The sequence below is a fragment of the Mycobacteroides sp. PCS013 genome (assembly GCF_049532645.1).
In the GTDB taxonomy this organism is placed as follows: Bacteria; Actinomycetota; Actinomycetes; order Mycobacteriales; family Mycobacteriaceae; genus Mycobacterium; species Mycobacterium gwanakae.
This window is the reverse complement of the sequence record NZ_CP150131.1, coordinates 1526121-1544280: the sequence shown is the minus strand read 5'-3', so window position 1 is coordinate 1544280 and position 18160 is coordinate 1526121. Positions and strand designations below refer to the sequence as shown.

Genomic DNA, 18160 nt, shown 5'->3' with positions numbered 1-18160 from the left:
GCGGCTAGGGCAGCAGTGGCACCCGCCAGAGCGGCACTCCTGGATCGATGACCATCAGGCGCGTCATCGTCAATCGCGTGATGAGCAACGCGCCCCGGATCATCACCACGGCCACCGGTAACTCAGCCAGAACCGCTGTCAGGATCGCCCACCGCACCTCGCTCGGTCCGGCCGTCATCACGTCGAACCAGGCGTCGCAGATCAAGAGCACACCGGTGGTGAAGGCCGTCAGCACAAGTAGCTGACGGCGCAGCAGGCCAAGTACCGCGGTGGCCAGCATGAACGTCACCAGCAGGATGTCGAAACCCACCCATGTCGCCGTCCATCGCTGCGCCACATAGTTTTCCGGCAGCGTGAACGCAAGGTAGGTGATCCAGGGAATCAGCGCGAGCGCGCCGCCGATCATCAATCCGAGTCGCAGTGCACGAAACCTGGCCAGGTTCGGCGGTGCCACCTCGCTGAGCGGGCGTTCCAGTCGCTGAATGAGGTCCCTGCGCTCGGCTGTTGACAGCGCCGCAATCGTCTCGTCCGACAGATAACTCTGGGTCATGTCCAGCTTCCTCCCAGGAAACCTCATCACAATGTCAGCGTGCCACCGACTACGCCGACGCCCGCTCCGGCGCCGACCCCTATCCCACAGTTGCCCGCCAATGACTTCCACCAGTACAACCATGGGATTTCCGCGCTCGGCGGCTGGTTTCCGATCGTCGTTCAGGTACTGGCGGTCGTGGCGTTGGTGGTGGTCATCGGATGGCGCAGCCGCCGGTGGCGCCTCCTGTGGGTGCCCGTGAGCGTAGCGGTCGGAGCGTTGGGCGCCTTGGCGGCATGGATTTACATGAACTCCGAAGGGTTGGCGTCCGATCCGGCGCCTTTCAGACTATGGATTTGGATCGGTGTTTTCGTCACCTCGGTCGCGATCGCCGTGATCGGCTTCCCCAGTGCGCAATGGTGGCGCCGTGGCGTATCGGTGGTGGCCATTCCGGTGACGCTGCTCGCGGCACTCGTCGCACTCAACACCTGGGTGGGCTACTACCCCACTGTGCAGGCGGCCTGGGGTGCGGTGTCCGCGGGACCGCTTCCCAACGAGGTCGATATGAGTGACCTTGCGGGTCTGCGTAACTCGAAGCCCGACACCGGCAAGCTCGTACAAGTGGACATCCCCGCAGATGCCAGCGGATTCAAACACCGGGGTGAGTACGTCTATCTCCCGCCGGCCTGGTTCGCCGGCGATACCCCGCCAAGGCTGCCGGTGGTGATGATGATCGCCGGCGAGTTCAACACTCCCGCCGACTGGATTCGCACGGGCAACGCCACCCAGATGATCGACGAGTACGCCAAGACACACGGCGGACAGGCGCCGATATTCGTCTTCGTGGACGTCGCGGGAAGTTTCAACAACGACACCGAATGCGTCAACGGGCCACGCGGCAACGCCGCCGACCATCTCACCGAAGATGTTCGCCCCTATGTGGTTTCGGAGTTCGACGGATCGCCCGATCCGGCCAACTGGGCCGTGGTCGGCTGGTCGATGGGCGGTACCTGCGCTATCGACCTGACAGTCATGCACCCGGATTTGTTCTCCACCTTCGTCGACATCGCCGGCGACCACGGACCCACCGCCGGAACCAAACAGCAGACCATTGAGCGGCTATACGGCGGCGACGCCGCCCGATGGGATGCCTTCGACCCGCGCACCGTCATGGCAAAGCACGGGCCGTACACCGGTGTGACCGGATGGTTCGAGGATGCGATACCACCTGCGGATAGCAAAAAACCCAGTGGCGCAAAGCGGCCCACGGCCGACACGCCCACGGGCATCGGCGGGCATGATGACGTGACCGATGATGACCGAGAAGGTGCCGCCGCGGATCTGTGCGCAGCGGCTCAGCAGGTACAGATCTCCTGCACCATCCACCAGATGATCAGCGGGCACACCTGGCAGTTCGCCAGCCGGACATTTTCCGACGCATTGCCGTGGCTGGCGGCACAGCTGCACACCCCGGGAAGCTCCTAACGCTCTACGACGCACCGACCCGGGCACGCAGCGATTCCAGAAGGTCCTGCCACCATTCGCCGTGGCGCCGCAAGAACAGCCCATCGGGAAACGTATGGCGTGCAACGTGATCCTGCGGCACGGACTCCCAGCCGAGATGTTCCACCGTCACCCGGGTCTCGTCGTCAACCGGCTCGAACCTCACCTCGACGGTCGTTATCTGATCCCCGGTGAAACTGTCCTGGCGCCAGGTGAATCCCAGCCTGCTGCCCGGTTCCCACGTGGTGACCCTGCCTATTTCGAACTCGGTGCCGTCCGGGTACGACTCGACGAAGCGGCCCCCGAGCACCGGTTCTATCGCGAGAGTTCCCCTCCGTTGCCTGGTGAATCGGAACAGCGTGTTGGGCCGCCACCACATTCCGATGTCATTGACGAACACCTCGAATGCACGTGCCGGCGTAGCGCTCACGCGCAGCGAGACCAGCACTCGTGACGTCATCGGCCCGGCTCGCGTTCGACGTGCTCCTTGAATGCCAAAAGCTGGGTAGCCCACAGCTTCTCGATCTCGTCGAGCCAACCCTTCAGTTCTGCCATAGGCGCGGGCCGCAGGGTGTAGATGCGTACACGCGCATCGAACTCCGGGTGCGACTCCTCGACCAGTTCGCTGGCCTTGAGGGTCCGCAGATGCCTGCTGAGCGCTGCGGGACTCAGGCCAACGGCTTGCGCCAGCTCCCCTGCACGACGCGGTTGATCCCGCAGCACCTCAACGATTCTTCGCCGATTGGGATCGGCAAGTGCGGTCAGCGTGCGATCAATGCTCGCGAGTTGCGGCGAGGGCCGGGTCAAACCCAGCCCTCGATGTTCAGACCGCTGGCCTTCTCGGCGTCCTCACGCGACACGGCCCGCACCGACTGCCCGAAGGTCCAGACGTGCCCCTCGGGATCCTGAGCGCGGTACACCCGATCGCCGTAGAACTGGTCGGCCGGGCGCATGAGAATTTTCGCGCCGGCGGCCTCCGCCCGCTCGCAGTGCGTGTCGATCTCGCTGTCGATCTGCACGTGAATCGTCTGGGTACACCTACCGCCCACACTCTTTGGGCTGGCGACGCTGGAGTCCCACTCGGATCCGACCATGAGGTAACCGTCCCCGAAGCGCATCTCGGAATGCTCAATCTTGCCGTCGTTGTCGGTGATGACCATGGATCGTTCAAAACCAAAGGCCTTCTCCAGCCAGTCAAGTGCTGCCGCCGGGTCTTGATAGACGACCGCCGAGGCCAAACTAGGGCGTGTGCTCATAGTTGATATTTAACGCTTGCGTTGAATATCTGTCAACGGCCGCGCGTAGCGCCGAGACGCATTCCGCGAGCTGGGGGGTAGCCCAGCTCACGGAATGGGACCACTAGGGGTTGACCTTGGAGACGACGTGCTCGGCGAAGCCCTCCAGATTCCTGATCTTTGTCTCCAGAGGCTCGGTGTCCGGCCCGACGATGTAGGGAATGCGGAAGCCGACGATGACATCGGTGACGCCCTTGTCCTCCAGGCGCTTCACTCCGTCCACGGTGAACCCATCGACGGAGATAACGTGGACCTCAAAGGGCTTGTCGGCCGTCCCCTCTTCTTCACGGAATTTGTTGAGCTTGACCAACAGCTCGTCCAAGTCCTCGGTGCCACCACCATGCATCCAGCCATCGCACCGCGCAGCGCGGCGCAGTGCGGCGTCGGCATGTCCACCGATGAGGATCGGGATGGGCTGCGTCGGCGCGGGACACATCTTGGTCTTGGGAATGTCATAGAACTCGCCGTGGAACTCGAAGTAGTCACCGGTGGTCAGCCCCCGGATGATCTCGATGCATTCGTCCATGCGCTTGCCACGCTTGGCGAAGGGCACGTTCATCAGTTCGTAGTCCTCGGGCCACGGACTGGTACCGACGCCGAGCCCGAGACGGTTACCCGTCAGTGCCGCAATGGACGAGGCCTGCTTGGCCACCAGGGCGGGCGGGCGGATCGGCAGTTTGAGTACGAAGATGTTGAACCGCAACGTCGAGGTCACCGCGCCGAGCGCAGCCGTGAGCGTCAACGCCTCGATGAACGGTTTGTCCTCCAGGAATTCACGGTTCCCATCGGGCGTGTACGGATACTTCGCATCCGACTCGTAGGGATACGCCAGGCTGTCGGCGATGGTCATACCGTGATAACCGGCCGCCTCGGCCGCCTGGGCCAAGGGAACGTAGTACGACGGATCGGTCATGGCCTCGGCGAAGGTGAACCGCATAGCTTCCTCCTAGAGTGCTTGAGAAACACATTGTGCTGTCGGTACTACGCACTCTAGCGGTTGCGAAATCTGAACTCGCATATTGATTTTACGAAGTCAACGCGCCTTCTCGTCTGCGCCAGCGATCACGAAAAACAGTGCGGGGACGAGAATTTCGACGGCGAGCATGACAATCCAGAATGGATGGGGCTGTCCGGAGTCGATCAGTGATGCCACTCGGCCAAGTCCGCCCACCAGCAGGCCGGCGGCGAGGAACCTAATGGCAGCACCGGGAATGGGCGATCGCCGCGCCACCCAGATCCATGCCGCACCATAGACGGCGAACAACCCGGAGAAGAAACGCTCCTGACTGTCGGTGCTCGCGGTGACCGTTCCCCCGCCGATGACGGTTCCCGGCCCCCCGATGAGGTGATAGAGGCCGATGGCCAGGCAGATCACCCCGGTCAGGATCGCCAGGTACTTCAGCACTTTGTCCATCTCCACGCCCTCCACCTCGGCCGTACTTGATAGAACGTTCTAGTAAGGACCGTACAATGCTGTGCAATCGGATACAAGACGCCCCGAAGGACTCGCCATGCCCGCTGACACGCGCGACCGCATCGTTGCCTCCACGTGCGAGTTGTTCCGCCGACAGGGCATGACGGGCACTGGGCTCAAGCAGATCGCGCAGAGCGCCGGCGCACCATTCGGGTCGATCTACCACTTCTTCCCCGGAGGCAAGGTGCAACTGGCGGACGAGGCAATTCGAACCGCCGGGGCCATGTACCGCGATCTGGCACTAGCGATCTTCGATGAAGGTGGTCCAGACCTGCCGACCACCGTCCGGATCGCGTTCGCGGCCGCAGCGGACAATCTCGTCGCAACCGACTACGCCGACGCCTGCCCGATCGCCACCATCGCCCTCGAAGTGGCGAGCACCGACGAGGCGCTCCGCCGTGCCACCGCCGACGTCTTCACGGATTGGATCGATCAGGGGGCGGAACGGATCGCTGGATCGGGTTTGAGGCCCGAGATGTGCCGACGCCTCATGCTGGGATTCATCACCAGCCTGGAAGGTGCGTTCGTGCTGAGCCGGGCGCTGCGCAGCACCGAGCCCCTGCTGGCCGCCGGTGAAACCGTGGCGGCGGCGGTGTCGACCGCCCTCGCCGCCGGGAGCACACTTCCGGAATAAAGCGGACCGCAGTCCGGTTAAGTAGGCATAGGAACTCTCACCAGGAGGTTTGCATGCCAGCTATCACTGTGTCGTCAACGGAGGCCCTGACTCTGCCGCGCATCCCCACTCCCGAGCCTGCCGATACCGAACGGCCGGTGCGGTCCATCACCAGCGGGCCGCGCGGGTACGAGGGCGAAGGCTTCCCCGTCGTGCGTGCGTTCGCCGGAGTCCCGTCAGCCGAGTTGGATCCGTTCATCCACATGGATCAGATGGGCGAAGTCGAGTATGAGCCCGGCGAGCCGCGTGGGACGGATTGGCACCCGCATCGCGGCTTCGAGACCGTCACGTACATGATCGACGGCAGGTTCGCCCATCAAGACTCCCATGGTGGAGGCGGGCTCATCCACGACGGAGCCACCCAGTGGATGACGGCGGGATCGGGAATTCTGCATATCGAAACTCCCCCAGCAGAATTGGTGGAGAGTGGCGGGCTATTCCATGGCATCCAGCTCTGGGTCAATCTGCCGGCGCGGGACAAGTTCCTGACGCCCGCCTACCAGGCCATCGAGGGGGCGCAAACCACACTGGTGAGCTCCCCCGACGGCGGTGCGCTGGTACGCATCATCGCCGGAGACGTCGGGCCCCATCACGGACCGGGCAGCACACACACGCCAATCACATTGGCACATGCGACGATCCAGCCGGGCGCGCAGTTGAATGTGCCCTGGAATCGGGAGTTCAACGCCCTCGTCTACGTTCTCTCCGGACGTGGCACGGTGGGGGCACTGGGGCACCCGATCGAACAGGGGCAGCTAGCGGTGCTGGGCCCCGGTGACCGGATCTCGGTTCAGGCCAATGCGGAACAAGACGCGAACCGCCCGGCATTGGAGGTGTTACTGCTGGGCGGGCGGCCCATCCGTGAGCGTGTCGTGGCCTACGGGCCATTCGTGATGAACACCAAGGCGGAGCTGATCCAGGCCGTGGAGGACTATCAGGCCGGTCGCTTCGGTGCGATTCCGCCCGATGCCCTGATGCCGCACGTCGTGCGCTGACCGTGATCGCCTACCGCCGGAATGCCCGGCGGTAGGCACTCGGTGTTGTTGCGGTAACCCTGCGCAGGTGTGTCCGCATGGCGGTAACGCTGCCGAACCCACACTGTGCGGCAATGGATTCCATAGTCAGATCAGTGTTCTCGAGCAATTCGCGGGCACGGGTGGCGCGCTGTAGGTCGAGCCACCGCTTGGGAGTCGTACCGACTTCCTCGCCGAACCGCCGGTTGAATGTGCGCAGGCTCAAGTGTGCGTGCCGTGCCAGCGCCGATACATCGTCGATCTCGGCGAGATACTCCGATGCCCAGCTCAAGGTCGGACCGAGCCCACCCGAATCATGAGAATTCCTTGGGGGCGGGATGAATTGGGCCTGGCCGCCATCGCGGTGCGGCGCCATGACATTCCACCGCGCCATCTCCGACGCCGCGGCGGCCCCCAGCTCTCGTCGCAGCACGTGCAGACATAGGTCCATCCCCGCGGAAAGCCCCGCCGAGGTGAGGATGTCCCCGTCGTCAACGTACAGCGCATCGGGCCGCAGATCGACCTGTGGGTACAGCGTTCGCATGTCCTGGCAGTACTCCCAATGCGTGGTGGCAGGGCGTCCATCCAGCAACCCGGCTGCTGCCAGGACAAACGCACCCAGGCAGATACTGAGGATCACTGCGCCGCGTTCGTGCGCGGTCACCAGCGCGCTCAAGACGTCATCCGGTGGCGGATGGTCGTGTGGGGCACGCGCGGGAACGACGACGATATCGGCAGTTTCCAGCGCATCGATACCGTGTTCCACTTCGAGATTGAAACCGTCCGGTGTCCACACGCCGCCCACGCGATGGCCGCAGGTCACCAGGTCGAAACCGTCTGGCTGACCGGCACGCCCCGGCCCCCGGCGAAACATCTGCACGGCACATGCCAGGTCGTAGGTGATGACGCCATCGAGCGCCAGTGCCGCCACCGTCTTGGTGCCCATGGCCCACTATGGCATGAATCGGAGTATCTATGGCATTCATGCCACTGGCCTTCGGGGACATACCCGCCTTGACTGAAGCCCATGACCGAATTGGATTGGCACTGGGCCACTCAGACCGGCGGGGAGATCTCGCCGACGCAGCGGCGGGCATTGCTCGGACGCCTGTTTCGCGCATTACCCGCGATGATCGGCGATGCCATCAGGACGCGCACCGGCCGCCGCGGGCAGGGGCGAGCGGAACTCGGATCGATCGCAGTGCCCGATTCCACGCTTGCTCTTGCCGCCGAGCAGGAGGCACGCGATTCGGTGACCCCGCACGTGCTCGAGCACTCGTACCGCACCTACTTCTTCGGGAAGGCACTGGCCGCGCTCGATGGCGTAGCGGTCGATGACGAGCTCGTGTACGTCGCGAGTCTGTTGCACGATCTTCAACTCGAACATCCCACGCCCGGCCGGTGCTTCGCCGTCGCGGGTGGCGAGCGTGCCGCACAGTTCGTCCGGGATCAAGGGGCGCCGGAAGCCCGCGCGGAGGCGGTCGGCGCAGCGATCGCCGCACACATCACTCTCGGTGCCAGCGAGAACCTCGCAGATCCGGGCGGATTCGTCTCTGCCGGCGCAGGAACAGACGTCTTCGGTCTACGGCTCTCCGACCTCGACGCCACCTGGGTAGACGAGCTGCTGCAACGGCACCCGAGGCTTCAATTCAAGCGGCACATGCTCGCGGCCTGGGCCGCAGAGGGCGCCGCGGTGCCGGCGGGCCGTGCGGCGTGGCTGACTCGCTATGCGGCTTTTCCGCTACTGATCAGGGCGGCACCCTTCAGCGAGTAGCGCTAGCGCTGCAACAACCGACGCAGCAAATGCAGGGCGACAGTGGTTGCACGCTCACGAATCTGGTTGCGATTTCCCGGGATAACGACGCGAAGGTCGGCCTTCTCCCCCGCTGAGGTCTTGACACAGAAACACACCGTGCCCACCGGCTTCTCCGCAGTACCACCGCCCGGGCCTGCCACACCCGTCGTCGACACCGCGATATCAGCACCCAGCGCCTTCAGCGCGCCCTCCGCCATGGCCTCGGCGACCTCCGGTGATACTGCACCGCGATCTGCCAGTAGCTGCGGATCCACCTGCAGCTGACCGATTTTGACGTCATTGGCGTAACTGATGACTCCACCCAGGAAGTACGCAGAAGAGCCCGGGACGTCGGCGATGCGAGCGCCCAACAGTCCCGCCGTGCATGACTCCGCCACCGCCAAGCGCCTCCCGTTCAGCAGCCGGGCCACCACGTCGTCGACGGTCGAGCCATCCGCAGAGAACAGTGCCGCTCCATGCCGGGTCTGAATGAACTCATGCAGGCGCGTCCATAATGGGTGCGCATCGGCCTCGAAGCGGGTGACCACCTCGACCTCGCTGCGCCGCAGGCAGGTGGTGATCTCCAGCGCGGCAAGGCTTCCCAACTCGCCCTCAGCAAGGCGCAGTGTCTCGGCGATATCCGGCTCGGTGATTCCATAGAGACGCAGTGTGGTCTGCTCGATAGCGGTGACATCCTCACCGAGGAGCCCCCGGAAAGGCGCGGCGTCGAGCGCCGACGGCCACATCCGCTGAAGCTCATGCGGCGGCCCGGGCAGCACCACGATGAGAACACCGTCTGCACTCATGATCGCTCCCGGCGCCGTGCCCACCGGATCAAGCACCTCGCCCCGAGCCGGGACAAGCGCCTGTTTGGCGATGCCGACGCGCAGTGCTTCCCAATCGACATTCTCCCAGCGATCCGCGATCGGCCGCAGCCGGTTCATGATGGCCGCTTCCAGCGTTGCGTCGAAAATTAGTGTGGTACCGGCAAATTCAGCTACAGTCGGCAGCGTCATGTCGTCGGCCGTCGGACCCAAGCCGCCGGATGTGACGATGAGATCTACACCCTGATCGGCGAGAAACCGCAGCTGCGCTGTCAGGTCTTCTCTGCGGTCCCCGCACACGCAGATATGCGCCACATCCACGCCCACTTCCCGCAGGTGTTCGGAAAGCCATGGGCCGTTTGCGTCGGCAACACGCCCGGTGAGGACCTCCGTACCCGTGACGACGATTCCCGCTCGCAACATGTCAGCAGCCTAGGCCGGTAGGTTCGGTGTCATGGATGAGGGCGCCATCATCGAATACATCGTCACGACCTTCCCGGATCTGCAGCACGAGGTTGTACAGGGCAATTGGTTCTTCTTCCAAGGCCCCGAACGTCAGCTGCCGGTCATCACCCTGATGTCGAACGAGGCATTCGATACGTACTCCGACCTCGGACGACCGCACGTCTACCGGCTCAACATCGGCGTCAGCGGTGACACCTTCGTCAAGGTTGTGCCCGGTCAGGACGGGGCGATCCAGCCCGATTACACCGAGTTCGACCAGGTACTTCCACATCCCGAGTACGGCGGCGCCAAATGGGTGTGTGTGGTCAATCCAGGTGAGGACACGTTCGCCGAGGTGCTCCGGCCACTGCTGGCGGAGGCATACGCACGCGGTCGTGACGACTAGTTGTCGCTGACGCTGGCCCACAACTGTCGGTTTGTGGATGCGTCGCCCAGGGTGGGCAGGGTGCGCCCCTCGTTGCGGAAACCGTGCACGGCGAGAGCCTCGGTCAAGGGCCGATCCTCATCGCGCACCGCGACGACGATCCGCCTAGTGGGTGAAGGAGCGCCCATCAAACGTCCCGCAAGATCTGCGATGGTGGCGGTGAGCTGATCCTCGGATACATCGGGACGGGGCCTGCCAATGAGCTCCGTGGTGGAGCTGCCCGGGTCGACAGCGATCTCGACAGATCCCAGAGAGGTCCCCGAAACCGTCACCGCGACTGAACTATTCGCATCGGCAGCGACGCGCCGTCTGCAGTTGCGCAGTTCGTAGCGCCCGCGCGCCAGCAGATCGCTCCAGGAAACCGCCGCGCGGCGCCCCGACGTCGTCCAGCTGGTGATGTTGCCGGACAGGGCGTCTCGCGTGCTGCGTAACGCCGCCAGGTTCTCGATGGTGTTGCCCTGAAACCAGATCTGATGATCGGTGGGCTTTCCGTCGTACATGCGCAATCGGCGGCATGTCTGTAGCTGCGACCAGCCCACCGACTGGGCAAGTCGCTGCACCGCGACGTTCTCCACCGCGAGCGGCGCCACCGCGTGCGGAACCCGGGGATCAGCCTCGAATCCGGCGATGATGAGCGATGCCTGCGCCCAACGGGTGACGCTGTGTGGAACACCGGCCGTCCATGTTGATACCTCGGTGCCCCCCGTTCGCGGATGTCGCCCCGCCATGGCCAAGTGGCCGACGACGTGTTCGCGGCCTCCATCGAGGTGCACGAGCAGATACGAGACCCAGCCACGCGCGGCATCGGAGAGTGCCTGCTTCCAGGTGTGAATCCACATGTACGGCGAATGCGCTGTCGACCACGGCATGTCCGGATGGCCGAACGCCGGTGCCAGCCGCTCTTCGTAGCGCAGGTTGGTTTCCCGCCACGATGAGCCATCGGAGAGCCGCGGAATGCGCAGCATTACGGTCTTACCGTCTATTTCAACCGGCCCCAGAGATGTCGGAGTGGGCCGATCGCTTGCGAACACCCCGGCAGGGTAGCGCACCTTGGCACAGGCGTATGGCGATTAATCGGCAACTGCGAGAAGATGATTGCCAAGTACAGGCTGTCTATTTAGGAAGCGGGCCCGCCAGCAGCGTCCACATGCGCCGCGCGGTACCACCGTCACCCAGGGTCGCCGGCGCCTCACCCTCGTCGACAAAACCACGGCGGGCAAGCTGGTCCGCGAGCGTGCCATCCGCGCCGCTGACCGCAACGACCGTCCGGCGCGACCCGTCGGGGCGCGCGGCGACATGGCTTGCGAGTGCGGACAGTGCGCACGCGCCGGCGTCGCGGGACACCCACGACTCGAATCGTGGCACCAATTCCGTTGTGGACGTGCCGACATCGGTATAGACATCAATCGAACCGGCAGTGCGCTCAGCCACCGCCACCCGGAACCGCCCGCGACCAGCCGGTGCGATATGCACCACTTCCCCATTGGTGGTGGAGGTTTCGAGTGAGGACGCAGTCGGTGCGCGCCGGAGTGTGGCACTGATCCGCTGCCGGACGCGAATCGCCGCGAATCGGGCCCACGCGGCGAGGTATCCAGCGTCCGGCCTGCAGGACACGGTGGGCGCGAAAAGCGTTCTCCTGACGGGAATTTCCGTGAGGCGCTGCCTTACCCAATCTCGGTACTCGGCCGTATTGGCGAGCACCCACATGTTGTGGTCTGAGATCTGCCCATCGTATTTACGCAGAGCACGACGTGTCTGTAGCTGGGTCCAGCCCATGGATTCGCAGAATCTGTTTGCGCGCACGTTTGATACCGCCACGGGCGCCAACGCGTGTGGAATCGCAGGGTTTCCCTCAAAAGCAGCCAGCACCGTGACCAGCTGTGCCCACCCGCTCACGGCCGAGGGCACATCGACCGCCCAGCTGGAGATCTCGGCGCCCCCGGTTCGTGGATCCCTGCCGGTCATCGAGAAGTGCCCAACGACTCTCTCGATGCCGTCATCGATCCTTACCAGCAGGTATGAGACTCCGCCTGCGCGTGCATCGGCAAGCGCCGAACGCCAGGTGTCCACCCAGATAACCGGAGAATGCGCGCTCTCCCAATCCATGTCGTCACGATTGAACGCCGGTGACAGCCGCTCGGTGAAAGCCAGCGCGGTCTCCCGCCAGGATGGACCATCCGCGAGCCGGGGCGGTCGTAGCAGCACCGTCACCCCGCCGATCGTGACCGGCCTAAGGTCCACCACGGACCGGAGGCCGGATTTGCTAGACACCGCGTCAGGCTACAGGAGAAACGTTCGCTCCGTGAAAGTCGTCAGGTGGCGGGCACGAGAACTAGCGGAACCCTTTTCGCGCCGATGAGGCGATGCGACACCGACTGCCCGAGCAGCGCGTCCAATGCGGATGCCAGCCCTCCTCGTGGACTACCCAGAATGATCATCATCGCCTCGTACTGCTGCGCCACGCCCAAAAGGGCAGCGGCAGCGGGTCCCTGCGCGCGGTGATATTTCCAGGCCACTTCCTGGCCCGCAAGCTGTTCGACAGCCTCAGCCTCGGCAGCGGTAACAGCGTTGCCTGCCTGCGCTTCCCAGCTGTCGGTGTCGATATCCATCGGCTCGTCGTCCATATCGAGGATGTGCACCACATGCACGCAGGCGCCCAGGCGCCGGGCCATATCGATCCCGAAGCGCAGCGCGGCAGTGCTCGGCGGGTGTCTGTCCCATCCGACTACCACGTGCACACCTGACGATTCGGTCATAGTGACATCCTCACGCTATCGACCACGCCAGCGCTAGTCCCGCGACACAGGCCCCGACGGTGCCCAGCAGCGTGCCGAACGTGTTGTACAGGGCGAGTGACCATTCACGCCGCTCGAGAAGCCTGACCGATTCCACACTCGCGGTGCTGAAAGTCGTATAGCCGCCACAGAATCCAGTCCCCACGACAGCCAGCAGGGCCGGCGACGAATGGTGGAAGATCACGGTGCCCGCCACCACGCCGATAAGGGCCGATCCGCTGAGGTTGATGAGGAGCGTCGCCCATGGGAAGCGGAAGGTCCGGCGATGCTTGATGAGGGAATCGACGACGAAGCGCGCTACCGCACCCAAAGCCCCGGCGAGAATCACGGCGATAACCGTCACGCGGAACCTCCCGAGTACCGCCCCAGGACCGCGGCGGCGGCAGCTATCCCGGCCATGGCGGCGGCCAGACCGGCCGCGATGCTGACCAGTGCGTACCCCACGCCCAGGCCCGCAAATCCGTTGCGGGCGAGAGTGCTGATCTCCAGGGCGAATGCGCTGTACGTGGTGAAGGCGCCGCAGATACCCGTGCCGACAAACAACCGGGCGCGTTGGCGCCAACCGCCGTCCGGGCCCAGCAGTGTGAGGGTTTCCAGCAGCGCCCCGAGGATGAACGCTCCGGCCAGGTTGACCGCGAAGGTCCCCCAAGGCCAGGCCGCGCCGGTGGCCGGCCACATCTTCTCGAACCAGTACCGCAAGGCGGTTCCACACACACCGCCGAGAAAAACCCACAGCAGGGCATACGGCCGCAGATGGAGGGGTCGCACGGGCTCTTCGCGCTGCGCACCTGTCACATTCGGTCCCATCGTGTTACGACTCATCAACACAGGAACTATCAGCCATCAGTGGCGGTTCGGGACAAGCCCCGGCGAGATCCATCGCGCGTGACGAATATAGCGCGAGACGGGTCAGTACACGTCGCGGACGTACCGTTTCCCGGCGACGAGCTCCTTACGAAACTCAAGAGCCTCTTCGGGCGACATCCGCCCGTGCTTCTGGGCGATGGCCAGTAATGCGCTGTCCACGTCCTTGGCCATCCGGCTGGCATCTCCACACACGTAGAGATGCGCGCCGTCGGCGAGCCACCGCCACATCTGTGCCCCCTGCTCCATCATGCGGTGCTGGACATAGATGCGTTTTTGCTGGTCGCGCGAGAACGCGAGGTCAAGTCGGCGCAGGGAGCCATCGCGCAGGAAGCCGTCGAGTTCCTCGCGGTAGTAGAAGTGCTGGGTGCGGTGCTGGTCGCCGAAGAACAACCAATTGGGTCCGGAGTGGCCTAGGGCACGACGTTCCTGCAGGAACCCGCGGAATGGGGCGATACCGGTTCCAGGACCGACCATGATCATCGGCGTGTCCGAGGAATCGGGCGGGCGGAAATGCGGCGATTTCTGCAGGAAGATCGGGACGGGCAGCCGCTGGGCACGGTCGGCCAGGAAGGTCGATCCCACACCTCCGCGGGCCGAGCCGTCGGGCCCCTGGAACCGGACGATGGACACCGTCAATGCGATGGATTTCGGGCTGACCAAGGGGCTGGACGAGATCGAGTACTGGCGTGGGGTGAGCCGGATCAGGACCTGTTGCCACTCCTCGATACCGGCACGGACGGGAAACTCGCGCAGCACATCCAGGGCATTGCGGCCCTGTAGCCACCGCTCACGCGTGGTGACGTCGGGGCCGCGCAACAGCTTGATGGCCGGTTTGTCGCCGCGCCGCTCGGCGACGAAACGCAGCAGGTCATCGGTGACGCGGCAGATGTCGTAGTGGCTGGCGAGCGCGGTACCCAGGGGCAGCTCGCCCCCGTCGATCGTGATCGGCAACTCCGCATCGAAACCTGTTGCAGTAAGCCAGCGTTGGACATCTTCCTCGCGGTTCGTCGGATAGACGCCGAGAGCATCGCCCACCGAGTAGTCGACATCGTGGCCGGTCAGGTCGAACTCGATGCGCCGTACCTCCTTGCCGGAGCCCGGCGCGGAGAGGACCTCGTTATGCGACAACGCCGCCAGGATCGGCGCGTCGCGGGTGAATAGCTCCGGCGCGGCCGCCGGCAGCCCGTCGCTGCGCAGTCGTCTGACCGCCTCGACGCTGGCTTCGGTGCCATCCCCGATCGCCTCCAGCAGGTCCGCGGTCCACGCCGCGATCAGTGCTCGGTCATTCGCCTCGCCGTCTACCCGCGCCAATACCGGGGTGGCGCCGAGCTCGTACAGCCGGGCGTCGAGCGCCTTGGCGTGACCACAGAAATCCGCGTAAGCCCGGTCGCCGAACCCCAGCACCGCATAACGCAGGCGGTTCAGGGGCTTGGTCTCTCCGGAGAGTGCGGACCAGAATTGTGCGCCGTTATCGGGTGGGCCGCCCTCGCCGAAGCTACTGGCGATGAGCACGGCCGTTCGAACCTCATCGAGATCGACGGGGGCGCACTCGTCCATCGCGGTGAGCGTGGCGGAGATTCCCGCTGTTGTCAGCAGCCTGTGCACCGCGATGGCCGCGGTCTCGGCATTTCCCGTCTGCGATGTCCACAGAATTGCTATGTCGCCCAATGCTTGTGCCGGTCTGTCAGGCACCTCGTGGACAACGGTCCGTCCGGTGGGACGCAGCATTACCGCGCTGACCTTGAACTCGGGCTGTAGCGAATCCGGGTCGACGGCGTCGTTGGTCACCGCGTTGATCGCCAATCCCGGACCCTGCGCGTCGTTCCAGTGGAAGGGCGCAAAGCAGCTGCCGGGCTTGACCCTGTCGCTGATGATCGCCGGGAGTTCGGCGGTGCCACGCCGCGAGGCGATATCGACGATATCGCCTTCGGAGATGCCGAGTGTGGCGGCGTCGCGGGGGTGGATCTCCACGAAGGGGGACGGATGGAGCCGCTCGAGCGTCTTGATGCGGCCGGTTTTGGTGAGAGTATGCCAATGATGTTGCAAACGACCGGTGTTCAAGACCATGGGATATCCGTCACCGGGGGTTTCCGCGGGGTCGCGGTGGGCACGGGCGTGGAACACCGCCCGCCGCGACGGGGTGGGGAACGCCAGCCGCGGAATGGTGCCGTCCTCGCCGATATACAGGCCTTGGCTGACTCCGTCGTTGAGATAGCGAATCGGATTCCGCTCCCCCGAATCTTCGGGTGGACAAGGCCATTGCACGGGGCCTTGACGCAGTCGCGCGTAGCTCGCCCCGCGCATGTCGTATCCGGTCCGTGGATTCCAGAATCCGCGGATCTCCTCGAAAATCTCCTCGCTTGACGCGTAGTCGAAACCGTCGCCGAATCCCATCGCGAGGGCGACATCACAGATCAGGCGCCAGTCGGGCTGCGCATCCCCCGGCGGGTCGGCGGCCCGGTTGGTCAGCGTTACCGTGCGCTCCGAGTTGACTGACACGCCATCTGATTCGGCCCACAGCGCGGCGGGCAAGAGCACATCGGCGTATTCATTGGTGGCCGTAGCGAGGAAGGCATCCTGGCTGATCACCAGCTCGGCCCGGCGCAGTCCGTCGATCACATTCTTCCGGTTAGCCACCGAGGCAACCGGATTGGTGCAGATGATCCAGCACGCCTTGATATCGCCGGCGGCCATCTGGGTAAACATATCCACGGTTCCGGTGCCGAACTCCTCGCGGATGGAACCGGGTGCGAGGTGCCAGTGCCGCTCGACGAATTCTCGATCGGCGAGGGATTTCACCGAGCGCTGTCCCGGCAACCCCGGGCCCATGTAACCCATTTCCCTGCCGCCCATCGCATTTGGCTGGCCGGTCAGCGAGAACGGTCCGCTGCCGGGCCGGCAGATGGCACCGGTAGCCAGATGCAGATTGCAGATCGCGTTGGTGTTCCAGGTGCCATGAGTGCTCTGGTTGAGGCCCATGGTCCACAACGTCATCCATTCGCGCGCCTCCCCGATCCACCGGGCGGCGGTGCGGATATCGTCCTCGGCCAGGCCCGTGATAGCCGCGACCGTCATAGGTGGATAACCGGCGAGGAACTCCGGCATCCCCGCCCAGCCCTCGGTGTGCTCGGCGATGAACCCGGAGTCGATATCCCCGTTCTCCACAAGCAGATGCAGCAGTCCGTTGAGCAGGGCCAGGTCGGTACCGGGGGTGATCTGCAGGAACAGATCAGCGCGTTCGGCAGTGGCGGTGCGGCGCGGATCGACCACGATCAGCCGGGCTCCACTGCCGAGCCGATCGGCCATGCGCAGGAACAGAATCGGATGGCAGTCGGCCATGTTCGCACCCATGACGAGGAACAGATCGCTCTGCTCGATATCGGAATACGACCCGGGCGGCCCGTCGGCTCCCAATGACTGGCTGTATCCGGTTCCCGCGCTGGCCATGCAGAGCCGCGAGTTGGACTCGATCTGCGTGGTCCGGATATAGCCCTTGGCGAGCTTGTTAGCGAGATACTGCGCCTCCAGGCTCATCTGGCCGGATACGTACAGGGCGATCGCATCGGGTCCATGGGTGTCGAGGATGTGGCGTAATCGCCTGCCGGCCTCGGCGGTTGTCGCCGCCAATGGGGCCGGAACCGGCTCCGTCCCGCGCGCGGGACGGATATGCGCCGCCGTCATGCGTCCGTCGGCGGCCATCAGCTGGGCGTGCGTGGCGCCCTTGGTGCACAGGCGTCCCTGATTGCTTGGGTGCAGGGCGTCGCCCTCGACGGTTGCGATGGTGACCGGACCCGCCGAACTTCTCTCGGCCCGCACCACCACACCGCAGCCGACACCGCAATACGAGCAGGCGGCACGGCGCGCGGTGGGCGGCGCGCTGAGTTCGGTCACCCCGCCATGGTGAGCGAGTCAGATTCCCGAATTCTTCCGCCGAGGTTATCCGGCTGTCACGGCGTCCTCACCGCACGGATCTACCGAGCGTGAGAACGACATCTCCCCGCAACGCGCCGTTAGAGCGCCGACGGGCGAAGTGTTCCACTAGCATCAGCAGCGGGTCGACGCTCGTTTCCTCAGTACGCATACTCGAAGGAGCTAGACATGGTGTTGAACATCATTTGGATGATCATTCTTGGCCTGATCGTTGGCTGGATCGCCCGGTTGATCGTGCCTGGCAAGGAGAACTTCGGCTGGATCGTGACAGCGTTGCTGGGCATCGTCGGTGGTTACGTCGGCGGGACGCTGGGAAGTCTGGTGTTCGCCCCTCACAAGTTCACGGTTACCCCACCGATCAATCACGCCTTCCTGGGAGCACTGGTCGGCGCGGTGATTCTGCTGGTCGTCTACAAGTTCATCGCCGGGAAAACCAAAAGCTAGTCGCTGCCCCTAGGCGGCATCTTCCGGCGAAAACACAGTGCATCGGTGACGTGCGCCCACGCTGATCGCGTGGGCGCACGGAATCCGACCTTCACCGACACTTACCGTCAGCGCTCACCGCACAGTGCG

Annotated in this window: 19 protein-coding genes, 1 pseudogene and 1 riboswitch; of the genes and pseudogenes, 6 read left to right on the top strand and 14 right to left on the bottom strand. The window is 64.5% G+C overall.

The features are described from left to right. Positions 1 to 4: 4 nt before the first annotated feature. Positions 5 to 550, bottom strand: coding sequence for a hypothetical protein (locus RHO23_RS07460; protein WP_070919004.1), 546 nt, complete (start codon positions 548 to 550; stop codon positions 5 to 7). 39 nt (positions 551 to 589) lie between these two features. On the opposite strand from RHO23_RS07460, the gene RHO23_RS07455 reads away from it, so the two are divergent. Beyond that, a complete protein-coding gene (locus tag RHO23_RS07455) occupies positions 590 to 2014 on the top strand; it encodes an alpha/beta hydrolase (RefSeq protein WP_064408768.1) in 1425 nt (474 codons plus the stop codon). Positions 2015 to 2018: 4 nt separating this feature from the next. On the opposite strand, the gene RHO23_RS07450 is transcribed toward RHO23_RS07455, so the two are convergent. From RHO23_RS07450 to RHO23_RS07430, 5 genes are all read right to left on the bottom strand, one after another. After that, positions 2019 to 2492: an SRPBCC domain-containing protein gene (locus tag RHO23_RS07450; protein ID WP_423488871.1), complete on the bottom strand. Its 474-nt coding sequence runs from the start codon at positions 2490 to 2492 to the stop codon at positions 2019 to 2021. After that, the gene (locus tag RHO23_RS07445; RefSeq protein WP_030097921.1) at positions 2489 to 2839 is read right to left on the bottom strand and encodes an ArsR/SmtB family transcription factor; all 351 of its coding nucleotides are present in this window, start codon (positions 2837 to 2839) and stop codon (positions 2489 to 2491) included. Before RHO23_RS07445 ends, RHO23_RS07450 begins: the two co-directional genes overlap by 4 nt. After that, a complete protein-coding gene (locus RHO23_RS07440; RefSeq protein ID WP_057963464.1) occupies positions 2836 to 3288 on the bottom strand; it encodes a VOC family protein in 453 nt (150 codons plus the stop codon). Before RHO23_RS07440 ends, RHO23_RS07445 begins: the two co-directional genes overlap by 4 nt. 103 nt (positions 3289 to 3391) lie before the next feature. Beyond that, on the bottom strand, positions 3392 to 4264 hold the full coding sequence (locus RHO23_RS07435; RefSeq protein ID WP_057963463.1) for an LLM class flavin-dependent oxidoreductase: 873 nt from the start codon (positions 4262 to 4264) through the stop codon (positions 3392 to 3394). Between the two features lie 96 nt (positions 4265 to 4360). Continuing rightward, positions 4361 to 4741, bottom strand: coding sequence for a DUF4345 domain-containing protein (locus RHO23_RS07430; protein ID WP_064408765.1), 381 nt, complete (start codon positions 4739 to 4741; stop codon positions 4361 to 4363). 97 nt (positions 4742 to 4838) lie between these two features. Between RHO23_RS07430 and RHO23_RS07425 the strand changes: the two genes are divergently transcribed. Both RHO23_RS07425 and RHO23_RS07420 read left to right on the top strand, forming a co-directional pair. Next, a complete protein-coding gene (locus RHO23_RS07425; RefSeq protein WP_423488870.1) occupies positions 4839 to 5435 on the top strand; it encodes a TetR/AcrR family transcriptional regulator in 597 nt (198 codons plus the stop codon). 53 nt (positions 5436 to 5488) lie between these two features. After that, complete coding sequence (locus RHO23_RS07420) at positions 5489 to 6469, top strand: pirin family protein (RefSeq protein WP_264922260.1); 981 nt, start codon at positions 5489 to 5491, stop codon at positions 6467 to 6469. Between the two features lie 10 nt (positions 6470 to 6479). On the opposite strand, the gene RHO23_RS07415 is transcribed toward RHO23_RS07420, so the two are convergent. After that, the gene (locus RHO23_RS07415) at positions 6480 to 7433 is read right to left on the bottom strand and encodes a GlxA family transcriptional regulator (protein ID WP_423488869.1); all 954 of its coding nucleotides are present in this window, start codon (positions 7431 to 7433) and stop codon (positions 6480 to 6482) included. 29 nt (positions 7434 to 7462) lie between these two features. Here RHO23_RS07415 and RHO23_RS07410 point away from each other — a divergent pair. Further along, positions 7463 to 8261 (top strand): annotated as a pseudogene (locus tag RHO23_RS07410) (HD domain-containing protein). Positions 8262 to 8263: 2 nt separating this feature from the next. Here the strand turns inward: RHO23_RS07410 and RHO23_RS07405 are convergent. Continuing rightward, on the bottom strand, positions 8264 to 9529 hold the full coding sequence (locus RHO23_RS07405) for a competence/damage-inducible protein A (RefSeq protein WP_070940955.1): 1266 nt from the start codon (positions 9527 to 9529) through the stop codon (positions 8264 to 8266). A 31-nt stretch (positions 9530 to 9560) separates the two neighbouring features. Here RHO23_RS07405 and RHO23_RS07400 point away from each other — a divergent pair, with 31 nt between their 5' ends. Next, entirely contained in the window at positions 9561 to 9956 is a 396-nt protein-coding gene (locus tag RHO23_RS07400; RefSeq protein ID WP_200996810.1) for a DUF6194 family protein, read from the top strand. Here RHO23_RS07400 and RHO23_RS07395 read toward each other — a convergent pair. From RHO23_RS07395 to RHO23_RS07370, 6 genes are all read right to left on the bottom strand, one after another. After that, positions 9953 to 11026: a GNAT family N-acetyltransferase gene (locus RHO23_RS07395; protein WP_423488868.1), complete on the bottom strand. Its 1074-nt coding sequence runs from the start codon at positions 11024 to 11026 to the stop codon at positions 9953 to 9955. The two genes, RHO23_RS07400 and RHO23_RS07395, sit on opposite strands and share 4 nt — an antisense overlap. 82 nt (positions 11027 to 11108) lie before the next feature. Beyond that, entirely contained in the window at positions 11109 to 12266 is a 1158-nt protein-coding gene (locus tag RHO23_RS07390; RefSeq protein WP_423488867.1) for a GNAT family N-acetyltransferase, read from the bottom strand. 41 nt (positions 12267 to 12307) lie between these two features. Next, positions 12308 to 12751, bottom strand: coding sequence for a universal stress protein (locus RHO23_RS07385; protein WP_030097933.1), 444 nt, complete (start codon positions 12749 to 12751; stop codon positions 12308 to 12310). 10 nt (positions 12752 to 12761) lie between these two features. Continuing rightward, a complete protein-coding gene (gene crcB / locus RHO23_RS07380; RefSeq protein WP_030097934.1) occupies positions 12762 to 13133 on the bottom strand; it encodes a fluoride efflux transporter CrcB in 372 nt (123 codons plus the stop codon). Beyond that, positions 13130 to 13597 (bottom strand): fluoride efflux transporter CrcB, encoded by a 468-nt coding sequence (gene crcB / locus RHO23_RS07375; RefSeq protein WP_078284697.1) that lies wholly within the window; start codon positions 13595 to 13597, stop codon positions 13130 to 13132. The genes crcB (RHO23_RS07380) and crcB (RHO23_RS07375) overlap by 4 nt, the downstream gene beginning before the upstream one ends. Before the next feature lie 13 nt (positions 13598 to 13610). Then, a riboswitch (Fluoride riboswitch) is annotated at positions 13611 to 13683 on the bottom strand. 16 nt (positions 13684 to 13699) lie between these two features. Beyond that, on the bottom strand, positions 13700 to 17473 hold the full coding sequence (locus RHO23_RS07370) for a molybdopterin-dependent oxidoreductase (RefSeq protein ID WP_423489189.1): 3774 nt from the start codon (positions 17471 to 17473) through the stop codon (positions 13700 to 13702). A gap of 282 nt (positions 17474 to 17755) precedes the next feature. Here RHO23_RS07370 and RHO23_RS07365 point away from each other — a divergent pair, with 282 nt between their 5' ends. After that, positions 17756 to 18031: a GlsB/YeaQ/YmgE family stress response membrane protein gene (locus RHO23_RS07365; protein WP_030097937.1), complete on the top strand. Its 276-nt coding sequence runs from the start codon at positions 17756 to 17758 to the stop codon at positions 18029 to 18031. Positions 18032 to 18160: the final 129 nt, after the last annotated feature.